This window comes from Acidovorax sp., from assembly GCF_046341535.1.
Lineage (GTDB): Bacteria > Pseudomonadota > Gammaproteobacteria > Burkholderiales > Burkholderiaceae_C > Acidovorax.
Window position 1 is genome coordinate 1 of the sequence record NZ_JBKDRI010000084.1, and the last position, 13694, is coordinate 13694.

The following is a 13694-nucleotide window of genomic DNA, read 5'->3' on the forward strand; positions in this document are numbered from 1 at the left end:
TCACAGCTGGTTCAACCGATTTCGCAAGTTGCTCGTGAGGTACGAGAAACTTGAGCGCAGTTTCCTCGCACTTAACCACTTGGCCGCCGCCATCATCGCTTTCAGAAAAGTACCGCTACGCGTAAACATAATTTACGGATACGTTCTGAGGTCACGCAGCGGTATTGCCACGCGTTCGGCGCTGCGCAGCGGGAGCACCACACGGGTGTGCAAGCCGCTGATGAATTCGTTTTGCACATCCAGCAGAAAAGGCGTGGTGGCTCGCTGTGCGGCGTCGGGGTGCCGATAGACGTCAAAACGCGCCATCGGTCAAAAGCTCCGGTACGGGTCCAGGGGCAAACCTTCGCTGTCGATGCGCGCGTTATAGGCTGCAATGGCCTCTTGGTTGGTGTTGTTCCAGCGCTCCCAGTAGCGGCGGTGGACTTCGGTCGCCAGCAACTCGTCCACGGTCTGGGAAATGTTCATTCCCATGTCGCGCGCGGCTTCCAGCACCTTGCTGTTGAGCGACAGGTTGGTGGACTTCTTGGGTGCGTTGTCAAAACGATGCATGGTGGAAAATATCCGCAGCATTTATGCGCATATTTTATGCGCACACCTCGGCCATCTCCAGCACCAGCTCCGTCGCCACATCCGCCCCCAGGTTCATCAACCGCTTGCGCATGCAGATCACGGCCTTGTCCTTGCTCAATAAAATGGACCTGTGCGCGGCGGCCAGGTCGATGAACTTCTGGTCGTCGGCGTCCTTGCACACGTAAGCCACCTTGGGCGCGATGTCCACCAGGCGCACCTGCGCGTCAAACGCAGCGAGCACTTGCGGCGCGCTCACGCGGTAGTAGTCCATGCGCTCCAGGATGTGCGGGTAAGTCAGCACGCGTTCGAGCTCATCGCGCATGACCTGGGTGGCGATCCAGGCCAGGCGCCCCGCGGCCAGTAGCGTGCGCAGCGGGGCTGTGCGTGGGTCGCTGAAGATGAGCAGGTCGAGCGCGACGTTGGTGTCCACCACCACCGGCCGCGCAGGCTCGCCCGCCGGGGCTGCGGCGGGCAGGCGCAGCAGCACCTTCATGGCGCGGGAGTGGCGGGTGGCGTGCCGGCCGGGTCCGCCTTGGCGGCGCGTTCACGCACCGCGCCCTTGACCATGTCGAAGCGGAACATGCGGCACTCGATGGGGCCGTTCCACAGGGGGACGCGGCGCGATTCCTTCAGCCGCATTTTGCTGGGCAGTTTGAGGTCGGGCGTGAGCATCCAGGCCGTCCAGCCGGTGTAGTTTTTCTTCCAGTGCGAGGCCAGATGGCTGAAGAACTCGCCGCCATCGTCAGTCTGCGCTGCTTCGCGGCCCACGGCCATGCCCTGGGCGCGGTCGGCGGCGCGCTCGCTGGCGTTGCGGCCTGCGGTTCCGGCTGCGGCAATGCGCTCGCCGTAGGGCGGGTTGAGCAGCATCACGCCAGGTTCTTCGCAGGGCGGCATTCGTTGCAGGGCGTCGCCACCGCGCAGCTGCACGGCGGCGGCCACGCCTGCGCGCTCGGCGTTGCGCTGGGCAAAATCGACCATCCGGAAGGCGACATCACTACCAAAAACAGGGGTTACGCTTGCCTGTATTGCACTTTCAGCTTCTTTTTTAATAGCACTCCAGACATGGGCCTGAAACGGCAGCAGTTTTTCAAACGCAAAGTGGCGCAGCATGCCCGCCGGAATGCGGCAAGCGATCTGCGCGGCCTCGATGACGATGGTGCCGCTGCCACAGCAGGGGTCGTACAGAGGCTGGGGGTGGTCGCCATGCGGGTCCCAGCCGCTGGCGGCGATCATGGCGGCGGCCAGGGTTTCCTTCAGGGGTGCGTCGCCCTTGTCTTCGCGCCAGCCGCGCTTGAACAGCGGCTCGCCGCTGGTGTCGATGTACAGGGTGGCTTCGTCGGTGGTCAGGTGCAGGTGGATGCGCACGTCGGGCCCGTGGGTGTTCACGTCGGGGCGCGCTCCGCTTTTGTGGCGAAAGCGGTCGGCCACGGCATCTTTCACTTTCAGGGCCGCGAAATTCAGGCTCTGCAGCGGGCTGTGCTGGGCCGTCACTTCCACCTTGAAGGTCTGGCGCGTGGTGAACCAGATTTCCCAGGCCACGTCGCTGGCCAGGCCGTAGAGGTCGTTTTCAGACCGGTAGGTGCGGTGAGCCAGTTGCACCAGCACGCGCTGGGCCAGGCGGCTGTGCAGGTTCAGCAGCAGCGCGTGTCGCCAGGACGCGCGCGCCAGCACACCCCCGCGGCCGACCAGCAGGTCTTGTCCGGTCAGGCCCGTGATGCCGTGCACCTCGTCGGCCAGGAAGCTTTCGACGCCCGCAGCGCACGGCAGAAAAAGTTGGAGTTGATTCATAGCAGGGCGTGAGGATAAGCCCTGCGATGCGGGAAACACGCCCGCCGCACCGGCACGGCCTTGATATTTCGGGCGCTTGCGCCCCAGCGCTCAGGCAGGCCTCGGGCCGAGGCCAACTGCATCACTCCCTGCGGGCTGTGCTGGCGCGGGCTCGGGCAACCCACCGCGTCACCTTTGATGCCCACAGCGCGGCCATGGGCTGCAACATCCTCGCGAGAGTGATGCAAAGTTTCTTTAAGAGCCCGTCAGACGCAGATTGGGTGCGGCCGCCTTGTGCGCCACACCCGATGCCGCATAGCGTGCCGATGCCGGATCGGCCGTTTCATCGCCGGCCTGCAGTTTGAACACGCTGACCACCTGCACCATCCGGCTCGCCTCGCGGTTGAGGCTGTCGGCCGCCGCAGCGGCCTCTTCCACCAGAGCCGCATTTTGCTGGGTCACGCTGTCAAGCTCTGTAATGGCCTGGTTGATCTGGTCGATCCCGCGGGTCTGCTCGGTGGCGGTGCCGCTGATTTCCTCGATGAGGCTGGCCACGCGCTTGACCTGGGCGACGATCTCCTGCATCGAAGCCCCCGCCTGGCCTACCAGGCGGCTGCCCGCATCCACCTTGGTCACGCTGGCATTGATGAGGTTCTTGATCTCCTTGGCCGCCTCGGCCGAACGGCCCGCCAGGCCACGCACTTCGCTGGCCACCACGGCAAAGCCCCGGCCCTGCTCGCCAGCCCGCGCGGCTTCCACGGCGGCATTGAGCGCCAAAATATTGGTCTGAAAAGCGATCCCGTCGATCACGCCGATGATGTCGGAGATCTTGCGGGAAGACGCGGTGATCTCTCCCATGGTGTCCACAACCTGACCGACCACCGTGCCACCGGCTGCGGCCGCTGCGCTGGCCGAGCTGGCCATGCGGTTGGCTTCGCGCGCCGTTTCGGCGTTGTTCTTGACCGCTGCGCTCAGCTCCTGCATGGAGGCTGCGGTCTCCTCCAGATTGGCCGCCTGGGTTTCCGTTCTGCGCGACAGGTCGGCGTTGCCCGCGGAGATTTCCCCCGCAGCGTTGTTGATCAGCTCGGCCATGGAGCGGATGTCCACCACCACACGCGACAGATTGCTGGTCACCGTGCCCAGCGCCTCGATCACCTGACCGGTGGCGTCGGTTGACTCGGGCGAGGGGCGCTGACTCAGGTCGCCCTCGGCCACAGCCGCCGCCACGCGTGAGGCCAGCATCAGCGGCGGAACGATCATCTTGTACATGAGCCACGACAGCAGCACTGTGGCCGCCAGCGCAATGCCAAAGCCCGTCAGGATGAGGGTGTTGTTGCGGGCTGACTGCGCACGCCCGGCCGCCACAGCCTTGGCGGATTGTTCCGTCTGCTCCTTGACCAGGGCGTCCAGCTCAGCCTTGAGCTTGTTGTAGTGGCCGTCCATGGTTGTCATGAACGATGCAGCGTTACCGAGCATGCCGGTTTTGATGTCCAGCGCCTGCTTGGCATTGTTGGCGTACTTGTCAAACTCGGTTTTCACGACCTTCAGGCGGGTGCGCTCGCCCTCTGACAGCAGGGGCCGATCGAGGTTTTTTTGCAGACCGCCCTTGTAGGCATCCAGCTTGGCCTCGATGCTTTTGTCGAGCGCTTTGATTTTGTCTTCCTTGTAGCCCGCGCCCTCCCAGGCCAGGCTCTGGTTGACCAGCGCATGGATGGCGGTGACCTGCTCAGACAATGCCGCGTCCGCCACGATGCTGGGCACGCGCTCTTCGCCCAAGGACACCAGCGCGGCACTGAGCCGCTGGTTGGCGATGATGCCTGTCAACCCCACGAGCACCAGGCAGACGATCGCAAATGTGGGGGCCACGGCCATCTTGGTGGCAACGGCTGTATTTCGAATCCAGTGAAACATTTTCTCCTCCTACCCTTCGTAAACAGCACCAGCGCGAAAAGGCGGGCAGGCAAAAGCCTGACCCGCCGAGCCGCACTGACCCTTGCTTTGGACCACGCCGCGGCCAGTCACACCCCGATCAGCGATACACACCCACGCCGACAAAACCGTCAAAGTTGGTCATCATGCGGGTGTAGGAAATCTTGCTTTCAATCTTTTTGGTCTGGGGGTGGGGCCAGTCGTACTCCACCCAGCCACCACCCTTTTTGGCCGTGTCGCGCAGCTCCTGGATCAGCAGCTTGCCATTCGGATCCTTGAGCTCGATCAGGTTCTTGCCGACGAGCTTGTCGTTGGCGCCATGGGCCACGTTCACGCCCGCGGAGGTGTAGGCAAAGACGTACAGATCCTTCTTTTGCCAAGCCTTGTTTTCCTTGTTGGTGAAGTCCTTGAAGGCCTGGTCCGGGCCCACCTTCTTCACATGCTCAACAGCCGCATCCACCATGGTCTTGGCTTCGTCACGGGTCCCGAACTCCTGGGCCGAGGCATTGACAGACAAGAGGCCAAACATGGCCGCAGCCACAAAAAAGCGACGACTGGAAAATGACATTTTGGTTTCCTTTCAGGTATGGGCGAGATTCAGAAAAGCCTTTGTTAACATTTGGCAACATAGTTACAAAGAAGTTCCATCCTCCTCCTGAAAGCTTTTCATCGAGGCGGTGAATACCCTTGTTTAGGGTACAGGCGTCAGCCTTGTATCAGCTTGGAAGCGCGCCTGGCCATCGACCGGAATCAATGCCCGGCTGCGCCGTGGCGGCGGCCCCGCTACAGCGCCTTGCGCAGGTTGGCCGGCGCGATCTTGAGCGCCTCACGGTACTTGGCGACCGTTCGGCGCGCGCACTCGATGCCCTGCTCCTTGAGCATGTCGGCGATCTGGCTGTCGGACAGCGGTTTGCGAGGGCTCTCGGCCCCCACAAACTGCTTGATGAGCGCGCGCACGGCGGTGCTTGACGCGTTGCCGCCCGTCTCGGTGCCCAGCCCCGAGCCAAAGAAGTACTTGAGCTCGTAGGTGCCAATGGGCGTGGCCATGTACTTGGCCGTGGTCACCCGGCTGATGGTGGATTCGTGCAGGCCGAGTTCGTCGGCAATGTCGCGCAGCACCAGCGGCCGCATGGCAAGCTCGCCGTGGGTGAAGAAGCTCTTTTGCCGGTCGACGATGGCGCGGGAGACCCGCAGGATCGTGTCAAAGCGCTGCTGAATGTTCTTGATGAACCAGCGCGCCTCTTGCAGCCGCTGCTGCATGCCCTGGTGGCCCTCGCCGCCCTTGTGGCCGCGCAATGCGCCTGCATAGATGTCGTGCAGGCGAAGGCGGGGCATGACCTCGGGGTTGAGCTGGACGATGAAGTTTGGCGCGCCTTCGCGCCCGTTGGCGCGGCCCGCCTTGCGAACGATCACATCGGGGATGATGATGTTGCGCTCCACATCGGCAAAGCGGCGTCCGGGACGGGGCTCCAGCCGGGCAATGAGCGCCATGGCCGCGCGGGTGCGTTCCTCGCCACCGACCCCGCCTTCGCTGCACAGCAGCGTCAGCCGCCGCACGTCCCGCTTGGCCAGCATCTCCAGCGGCTGCTGGCAGATGCGCAGGGCGGTCTGCACGGTGGCGGCCTCGGCGGCGCAGTCTTCGTCGGCGGCCATGGCCCGCAGCTGCAGGGTCAGGCATTCGGCCAGGTCGCGCGCGCCCACGCCCACAGGCTCCAGGCTCTGAAGCAGGCGATGGGCGACCGTGAAGCGGTGCACCAGTTCTTCGACCTGCTCCAGGTCGTCCGGGCCCGCCAGGGTGGTGGCAAGCTCCTGCAGCGACTCCTCCAGGTAGCCATCATCGTTGAGCGATTCGATCAGAAAGCGCAACGCGGCACAGTCCACCTCGGACAGGCGCAGCGCCAGGGCCTGACGGTGCAGGAAGGCAGTGAGCGATTCGTGCGAGCGAGCGAGTTCGGTGGCGTCGGTCTCGTCGCCTTCGCTGTCGTTGCGCGTGCGCGGGGGCGCATCGCCCCCCCACTCGGCATCGTTGGGCGCCATTTCCACCGTGCCGTCGCCGCTCCAGTCGGGTTCATCGCCGGTGCCCGATGGGTTATCTGAGTTATTTTGGGCTTCCGCGCTTTCTGCTGCTGCGCTGGATGCTCCTGAAAACATAGCTTCATCGGCACCGTAGTCGTCGGCCTGTGGCGGCGTGTCGGCCGCGTCCAGACCAAACTCCTCACGGGGCGCCTCTTCGGCCGTGCGCTCCAGGAAGGGGTTGTCGTCGAGCATTTGCTCGACTTCCTGCGAGAGCTCGAGCGTGGACAGTTGCAGCAGCCGGATCGACTGCTGCAACTGCGGCGTGAGCGCCAGGTGCTGCGAAACGCGCAGCGAAAGGCCGGGCTTCATGCGCAGCCCCCCGTGACGCGGCGCGACCGCCTGGCCTCAGCACCGTGGCGAGGCGGCAGCGACCGCGCAACATGGGGATGCATCCGGTTCATGCCGTCACATGCGGAAATGCTCGCCCAGGTACACGCGGCGCACCTCGGCGTTGTCAACAATCTCGGAGGGCGTGCCCTGGGCCAGCACACGGCCATCGCTGATGATGAAGGCGTGGTCGCAGATGCCCAGGGTCTCGCGCACGTTGTGGTCGGTAATCAGCACGCCAATGCCGCGCGCCTTGAGGAATCCGATGATGCGCTGGATCTCGATCACGGCGATGGGGTCGATCCCCGCAAACGGCTCATCGAGCAGGATGAAGCGCGGCTGCGTCGCCAACGCCCGGGCGATCTCCACCCGGCGGCGTTCGCCGCCCGACAGCGCCATGGCGGGCGAGGCGCGCAAATGGTCCACGCGCAGTTCCTGCAGCAGGGCCGTCAGGCGCTCTTCGATGGTGCTGCGCGGCAGCGGCTTGCCGTCATCGCCGCGCTGCAGCTCCAGCACGGCGCGCACGTTATCCTCGACCGACAACTTGCGAAAGATGGAAGCTTCTTGCGGCAGATAGGACAGCCCCAGACGCGAGCGCCGGTGGATGGGCATGCGTGCGACCGACTTCCCGTCGATGCGGATGTCGCCCGCGTCACTGCGCACCAATCCCACAATCATGTAAAACGAGGTGGTCTTGCCCGCGCCGTTGGGGCCCAGCAGGCCCACGACCTCGCCTTTTTGCACCACCAGCGACACATCCTTGACCACCTTGCGGCTGCCGTAGGACTTGGCCAGGTGGTTGACTTCCAGCCGGCTACCGGTGGCGTCTGCCGTGCCAGGGTGCATGGGCTGCCCGCTCAATTGGTGCCGCCACTGAGATTGCCGCTGGGCCGCAGGGCCGGAGCCGACGCGCCCGGCGCCGCAGGGGCGCTGGCGCCACTGTGTGGCGGCGGGTCTTTGGGCGAGAGCACGGCACGCACGCGCCCGCCCTGGCCCGCCGTGGCACCTGCGGCCTGCCCGCCCGGGGCGGTGCGCTGACCATCCACCGTGAACACGTCGGTGAGGTTGTTGTAGACGATGACGGCGCCCGTGATCTCGTCACTGAGCGCCCCGCCACGGTAGCGGCGCAGTTCGGCCCGCGTGATGAAACGCACGTTGTCGGCCTTGCCGTCGTATTCGATGATTTCGCTCTCGCCTTCAATGAACTCGTCGGGAGCACCGGGGGCCGCGTCGCGTTTTTGACGGAAGAACGCCCGCTTGCCGGGCTCGGCCGTGACGATGCCGTGCTGGTAGCCCTCGGCATCCTGGCGCACGTCCAGGCGTGCGCCCCGCAGCACGATGGAGCCTTTGGTCATGACCACCCGCCCGGTGAACACGCTGGTCTGCTTGAGCTCATCGTGGCGCAGGGCGTCTGCCTCGATGTTCATGGGCTTGGCACGGTCCGCCTTTTCAGCATGGCCGACGCCATGGAAACTGGCCAGAGCCATCAGCAGGAGGATCGTTGGAAGGCGGTGGTTCATAGGGCACGAATCTTGCAGGTCATTGTAGCCACCCCTGCACTGCGGTCATGAAAAAAGCCCGCTCGCGCGGGCTGTCGCCTGGCAGCTGCAATGGGCTTGCAGCCGGGTATCAAACGCTGGTGACCGTCAGGCCTTGCGGGAGGAGGCTACCAGGTGCTCGACCACCTGCAGGACGTTTTGCATGTTGCCGGCCATGGTGCCGTCGGTGTAGTACTTGCCGGCCACGCCCATCGAGGGCACCCCTTCCACGCCATAGGCATCCTGAAGCTGCGATGCGCGGCGGATCTGGTTGGATACCGTGAAGGAGTTGTAGGCCTCCTTGAACTTTGCCGCATCGGCCCCCTGCTTGGCCACCCAGGCAAAAATTTCGTCGTCTTTGGCCAGCTTTTGCTTTTCCACATGGATGGCCTGGAACACCTTGGCATGCAGTTCGTCGAGCTTGCCCATGCCTTGCAGCGCGTAAAACAGCTTTTGCTGCGGCACAAAGCTGGCGTTGAACGCCACGGGCACGCGCCGGAAGCTCAGGTCCTTGGGTGCCGCCTTGGCCCAGGCTTCCAGTGTGGGCTCAAACAAATTGCAGTGGGGGCAGCTGTACCAGAAGAACTCAAGCACATCGACCTTGCCGGCTGGCGCATCGGGGGGCACGGGCTTGTCCAGGCGCCGGTAGTCTTTGCCCTCCTTGAACTGTCGGGGCTGTGCCAGCGCGGTGGTGGCCACGGGCAGCGTCAGGGCGCAAGCAGCCACCACAGAGGCGGCAGACGAAGAAAAATCACGGCGTTTCATGACAAAGAATCTCCTGTGTGGGTCTGCGGTGTGGGAGAAAGCCCCCGGGTAAAAGTTCAGCCGGCGCTGCGTGCACCGGCCGGGTGAACGGTAGCCCGCTTCAGCGCTGCACGCGCACCAGGACCGAATCGACGGCGGCCCCCTCGAGCTTTTCCTTGAGATGCTCGGCGTCGGCCCGCTTCGTGAACGGGCCGATGCGAACACGAAAAACCGGCCTGCCGTTTTGTTCGCGCTCGCTGACCCGCGCTTCCCAGCCCAGCATGGCCAGCTTGGCGCGCTGGGCGTCGGCGTCCGCCTGGGTACGGAAGGCACCTGCCTGGACAAAGTAGTCAAACGGATCGACATTGCCAGCGGCGGCCGCCTTGGCCACGGCCAGGTCGCCCAAGGGGTCGGCGCCGGGCTTGGTCTCGGCCTTGGCGGCCTCGGGCTTGCTGGCTGCCGGTTTGGCGGCCGAGGCGGCCGCACTCACATCAGGCGCAGGAGCCGCTGCAACGGCCGGGGCCGAGGCGGCCGCCGCCGGCGGGCGGGCTGGGTTTTTGCCGTACAGGGGCGCATTCGGATCCCAGTCCTTGTTCTTTTGGGTCTCGGCGGCGTCCATGTCGGCTGTCCGGGCACCGCTCTTGTTGAGGAACGGCACCGGCACCTTGGTCACGTAAACGGCCACGCCGAGCGCGGCGCCCAGGCCCACGATGACCCCGACGATGAAGCCGATGATCGTCCCGCCCGTCTGTTGCTTTTTCATGGTGATCGTGTTTGCTTACATTCTGACCGGGGCTGACACGCCCAGCACGGCCAAGCCATTGTGCAACACCTGGGCCGTGGCTGCGACCAGCGCCAGGCGGGCGTGCTTGACGGCGTCGTCATCGACCAGGATGCGCTCAGCATCGTAGTAGCTGTGGTAGCTAGCCGCCAGGTCGCGCAGATAAAAGGTCACGTCGTGGGGGGCTTCGCCTTCGGCGGCGGCGGTCAGCATCTCGGGGTATTTGGCCAGTTGCAGCATCAGTGCCTGGGCCTGGGGCCCTTGCAGCGCCGAGAGGTCCACATCCTTGAGCGAGGCCACATCGCCGCCCCCCGCCTCCTGCCACGCCCGCAGCACCGAGCAGATGCGCGCATGGGCGTATTGCACGTAGTACACCGGGTTGTCGTTGTTCTGGGCCACGGCCAGGTCCACGTCGAAGGTGTATTCGGTATCGGGCTTGCGCGAGAGCAGGAAGAAACGCACCGCATCCTTGCTGGTCCACTCGATCAGGTCGCGCAGCGTCACATAGCTGCCCGCACGCTTGCTGATCTTGACCTCTTCGCCGCCCTTGACCACCCGCACCATGGTGTGCAGCACGTAGTCGGGGTAGCCCTGGGGGATGCCCACATCGGCCGCCTGCAGGCCGGCGCGCACGCGGGCGATGGTGCCGTGGTGGTCGGTGCCCTGGATGTTGACAACCTTGCTAAAACCGCGCTCCCACTTGGCGATGTGATACGCCACATCCGGCACGAAGTAGGTGTAGGTGCCGTCCTGCTTGCGCATGACACGGTCTTTGTCGTCGCCGTAGTCGGTGGATCGCAGCCACAGCGCGCCGTCCTGCTCGTAGGTCTTGCCGTTGGCCACCAGCCGGTTCACCGTGGCCTCGACGCGGCCGCTGGTGTACAGGCTCGATTCGAGGTAGTACTCGTCGAATGCCAGGGCGAACGCCTTGAGGTCCTTGTCCTGCTCGTTGCGCAGGTAGGCCACGGCAAACTGGCGGATGTTGTCGTAGTCTTCCACGTCGCCATTGGCGGTGAACTCGCGGTCATCGGCCTTGACCATGGCCCGGGCCTTGAAGGCCTCGGCAATGTCGGCGATGTAGTCGCCGTTGTAGAAGTTCTTGGCCAGCGGGTTGTCGCTGTCGGTGGGCCAACACGGGTCGCCGGGCTTGAAGCCCTGGGCGCGCAGCTGCGTGCTTTGGGTCAGCGTGTCGATCTGAACGCCCGCATCGTTGTAATAGAACTCGCGGTGCACCTTCCAGCCCTGGGTGGCAAACAGGTTGCAGATGGCATCGCCCAGGGCCGCCTGGCGACCGTGGCCCACATGCAGCGGGCCTGTGGGGTTGGCCGACACGAACTCGACCAGCACCTGCTGCCCGTGGCTGGGCCGAAAGCCATATTGAGCTGCGGCGGCCAGCACCTCGCGCACCACCTGCTGCTTGGCGGCGGGCTTGAGGCGGATGTTCAAAAAGCCGGGGCCCGCAATCTCAATGGCACTGACCCAGCGCTGGAACGCAGGCGTTGCCTCCAGCGCCGCCTTGAGCTGTTCGCCGAGCGCGCGGGGATTGAGCCGCAGGGGCTTGGCCAGCTGCATGGCCGCGGTGCAGGCAAAGTCGCCGTGGGCCGCCACCTTGGGGGATTCAAATGCCGCCTTGGCGCCAGCGCCTTCGGACAGGACTTCTAACTCGGCTGCCAGCGCAGCAAGCAATTCACTTTTGACGGTAAGCATCGACCGATTTTACGGGGGCCACCGCCGGGCGCCGCCTGCTGCGCGGTCGCTGGGGTTGGTTGGACGGCGTTGTGGCGGGCAAGGTTCTATGGTGCAATGCCGGAGCGGCTCCCCAACATTAATCTATTCCAGGAGGTTCCATGAGCAAGCTTGTTTCCCTGTTGGCCCTAGGTGTGGCCCTGTCATTTGGCGCTACGGCCCATGCTGCGGACGACAAGGCCGCCCCGACTAAGCAGCAGTCCAAAATGACGATCTGCAACATGGAGGCGGGCCACTTGAAGGGCGATCAACGCACGGCCTTCATGAGCGATTGCCTCAAGGACAAGCCTGTCACGCAACAGGACAGGATGAAGGCCTGCAATGCCCACGAGAAGGCCAAGACGCTCAAGGGCGATGAGCGCAAGGCTTTCATGAGCGAGTGCCTCAAGAAGTAAAGCAGCGCTCCCCGCACGCAAAAAAGCCGCCGGCCCTCAAGGCCCGGAGGCTTTTTTTATGCCTGCAGATCACGCGGTCTGCGGTCCCTACCAGCCCCGCGTCCAGAACACCGCAATGATGGCCACCACCGGCAGCACATGCGACTGCACCATCACCAGGCGGCGCACCCGGGCCACCTCGGCAGCCTGGGGCAGCGCCCCGGTGGCGCGCCAATCACGCCGCCAGCGGCGAAACGCGATAGACGGCCAGAACGACAGCACGGCCATGGCCACGACCAGGGTCATCTTGAGGTGAAACAGCGGCTGGGACAGGTACCAAGACGGCCCCTTGACGCCCCACACCACGCGGGCAATGCCGCTGGCAATCATCAAAACAGCCGCAACGGCATAGATCACATCCAGCCGCGCCAGGCGCTCAACGACGGCCGCATTGAGCCACTCGATGCGGCACAGCGCCGCCTGGCTCGACAGGAAGACGACAAAGGTCAGGATGGCCAAAAGGTGCAGGGCGGCCAGGATGGCTTCGAGGGTCATGGGGAGAGTCCCAGTTGATCCGCAGCCAACATGCCGCCGGGCGGCGGGCGGCACACGGGCCTGCGGGATGCCGGGTCACCGGTGGCTTATGCAGCCTTCCAGAAGCCAGGCTGGCTGTAATTGTGCTTGAGGAAATCGATCCACAGCCGCACGCGCAGCGGCATGTGCTTGCGCTGGGGAAACACCACATAGATGCCATTGGGCGGCGCTGCAAAGTCTTCCAGCACCGCCACCAGCCGACCGGCAGAAATCTCTGCCTCGACCTCCCAGGTGCTGCGCCAGGCAATGCCGTAGCCAGCCAGACACCAGTCGTGCAGCACCTGGCCGTCCGAGCAGTCCAGCGGGCCGCCGGGCTTGAGGTAGGTGACTTCCGTGGCCGGGCTGGTCTCAGTACGGGCACCACCCGAGGTCGGCATCCGGAAGGCCCATCCGCGTGTCTGCGATGCCTCGCTCGAGAGCGTCAGGCAGTCGTGCCCCGCCAGTTCGCTGGGGTGGCGCGGCGTACCGCGTCGCTTCAGGTAGGCCGGTGTGGCCACGCACAGCCGCCGGTTGTCGGCAATCCGCACGCTCACCAGCGAGGAGTCGGGCAGGTCTCCCACGCGCACCGCGCAGTCAAAGCCCTCGCCCGCCAAATCGACCACCCGGTCGCTCAGGTTCAGCGAGATCGTGACATCGGGGTGTTCGGCGCGAAACCGCGGCACCAGTGGCGCAACATGGCGGCGGCCAAAGCCCGCCGGTGCGGTGATGCGCAAATGCCCGGTAGCCTTGACGCCCCCTTCGGAGACGCTGGCCTCGGCATTGGCCACATCCGACAGCAGGCGCTGGCAGTCTTCCAAAAAGGCGCTGCCCTCATGCGTCAGACTGATGCGGCGGGTGGTGCGCACCAGCAGCTTCACGCCCAGGTGTTCCTCCAGCGCATCCAGACGGCGCCCCATGATGGCGGGCGCGACGCCCTCGGCCTTGGCCGCGGCCGTGAGGCTGCCGCGGGTAGCCACCGACACAAACGATTCAAAGGCCTTGAGTTTGTCCATGGGCGCCCATTATGCGGACAGGGCGGCGCGGCTGGCCCCTGGGGGGGCACCGGGCGCCGCAGTCATGCGGCTGCAGGAGCGCCAAGCCTGCAACGGGTGACCGTTGTTTATTGAAACGCGGATTCAACAACAAAGTGCATCGTTAAAAAGCTAGGTTGGCTCAGGAGGCATAGGATGTCCTCCCCGACCTAGCCGTCATGGAAAGACACGATGCCCTATACACACCTGAGCCGAGAACAACGATACCAAATTCATG

The 13694-nt window shown here is 64.7% G+C and carries 15 protein-coding genes and 1 pseudogene; 2 read left to right on the forward strand and 14 right to left on the reverse strand.

The annotated features are described in order from the left end of the window. Window positions 1-139 (forward strand): annotated as a pseudogene (locus ACK543_RS05690) (transposase); the annotation flags it as partial. On the opposite strand, the gene ACK543_RS05695 reads toward ACK543_RS05690, so the two are convergent. From ACK543_RS05695 to argS, 12 genes are all read right to left on the reverse strand, one after another. Next, window positions 133-306 (reverse strand): CcdB family protein, encoded by a 174-nt coding sequence (locus ACK543_RS05695; protein ID WP_409941884.1) that lies wholly within the window; start codon window positions 304-306, stop codon window positions 133-135. The pseudogene ACK543_RS05690 and the gene ACK543_RS05695 sit on opposite strands and share 7 nt — an antisense overlap. A 3-nt stretch (window positions 307-309) precedes the next feature. Then, window positions 310-549, reverse strand: a complete 240-nt coding sequence (locus tag ACK543_RS05700; RefSeq protein ID WP_409941885.1) for a type II toxin-antitoxin system CcdA family antitoxin — start codon at window positions 547-549, stop codon at window positions 310-312. Between the two features lie 34 nt (window positions 550-583). Beyond that, a complete protein-coding gene (locus ACK543_RS05705; RefSeq protein WP_409941886.1) occupies window positions 584-1063 on the reverse strand; it encodes a putative toxin-antitoxin system toxin component, PIN family in 480 nt (159 codons plus the stop codon). Then, window positions 1060-2358, reverse strand: a complete 1299-nt coding sequence (locus tag ACK543_RS05710; protein WP_409941887.1) for a class I SAM-dependent RNA methyltransferase — start codon at window positions 2356-2358, stop codon at window positions 1060-1062. Before ACK543_RS05710 ends, ACK543_RS05705 begins: the two co-directional genes overlap by 4 nt. Before the next feature lie 234 nt (window positions 2359-2592). Continuing rightward, window positions 2593-4248 carry a methyl-accepting chemotaxis protein gene (locus tag ACK543_RS05715; protein WP_409941888.1) on the reverse strand — a complete coding sequence of 552 codons (1656 nt, stop codon included), beginning with the start codon at window positions 4246-4248 and terminating at the stop codon, window positions 2593-2595. Between the two features lie 118 nt (window positions 4249-4366). Further along, on the reverse strand, window positions 4367-4834 hold the full coding sequence (locus tag ACK543_RS05720; protein WP_409941889.1) for a cache domain-containing protein: 468 nt from the start codon (window positions 4832-4834) through the stop codon (window positions 4367-4369). 215 nt (window positions 4835-5049) lie between these two features. After that, a complete protein-coding gene (rpoN, locus tag ACK543_RS05725; protein ID WP_409941890.1) occupies window positions 5050-6651 on the reverse strand; it encodes an RNA polymerase factor sigma-54 in 1602 nt (533 codons plus the stop codon). Window positions 6652-6747: 96 nt separating this feature from the next. After that, window positions 6748-7515 carry an LPS export ABC transporter ATP-binding protein gene (gene lptB, locus ACK543_RS05730; protein ID WP_409941891.1) on the reverse strand — a complete coding sequence of 256 codons (768 nt, stop codon included), beginning with the start codon at window positions 7513-7515 and terminating at the stop codon, window positions 6748-6750. An 11-nt stretch (window positions 7516-7526) separates the two neighbouring features. Next, complete coding sequence (gene lptA / locus ACK543_RS05735; protein ID WP_409941892.1) at window positions 7527-8189, reverse strand: lipopolysaccharide transport periplasmic protein LptA; 663 nt, start codon at window positions 8187-8189, stop codon at window positions 7527-7529. Between the two features lie 126 nt (window positions 8190-8315). Continuing rightward, a complete protein-coding gene (locus ACK543_RS05740) occupies window positions 8316-8972 on the reverse strand; it encodes a thiol:disulfide interchange protein DsbA/DsbL (protein WP_409941893.1) in 657 nt (218 codons plus the stop codon). A gap of 100 nt (window positions 8973-9072) precedes the next feature. Continuing rightward, on the reverse strand, window positions 9073-9714 hold the full coding sequence (locus ACK543_RS05745) for an SPOR domain-containing protein (protein ID WP_409941894.1): 642 nt from the start codon (window positions 9712-9714) through the stop codon (window positions 9073-9075). A 15-nt stretch (window positions 9715-9729) separates the two neighbouring features. Further along, entirely contained in the window at window positions 9730-11439 is a 1710-nt protein-coding gene (gene argS, locus ACK543_RS05750) for an arginine--tRNA ligase (protein WP_409941895.1), read from the reverse strand. Between the two features lie 140 nt (window positions 11440-11579). On the opposite strand from argS, the gene ACK543_RS05755 reads away from it, so the two are divergent. Continuing rightward, complete coding sequence (locus ACK543_RS05755; protein WP_409941896.1) at window positions 11580-11873, forward strand: PsiF family protein; 294 nt, start codon at window positions 11580-11582, stop codon at window positions 11871-11873. 87 nt (window positions 11874-11960) lie between these two features. On the opposite strand, the gene ACK543_RS05760 is transcribed toward ACK543_RS05755, so the two are convergent. Together ACK543_RS05760 and ACK543_RS05765 are read right to left on the reverse strand one after the other, a co-directional pair. After that, complete coding sequence (locus ACK543_RS05760; RefSeq protein WP_409941897.1) at window positions 11961-12407, reverse strand: DUF2214 family protein; 447 nt, start codon at window positions 12405-12407, stop codon at window positions 11961-11963. 86 nt (window positions 12408-12493) lie between these two features. After that, window positions 12494-13438, reverse strand: coding sequence for a LysR family transcriptional regulator (locus ACK543_RS05765; protein ID WP_409941898.1), 945 nt, complete (start codon window positions 13436-13438; stop codon window positions 12494-12496). Window positions 13439-13694: the final 256 nt, after the last annotated feature.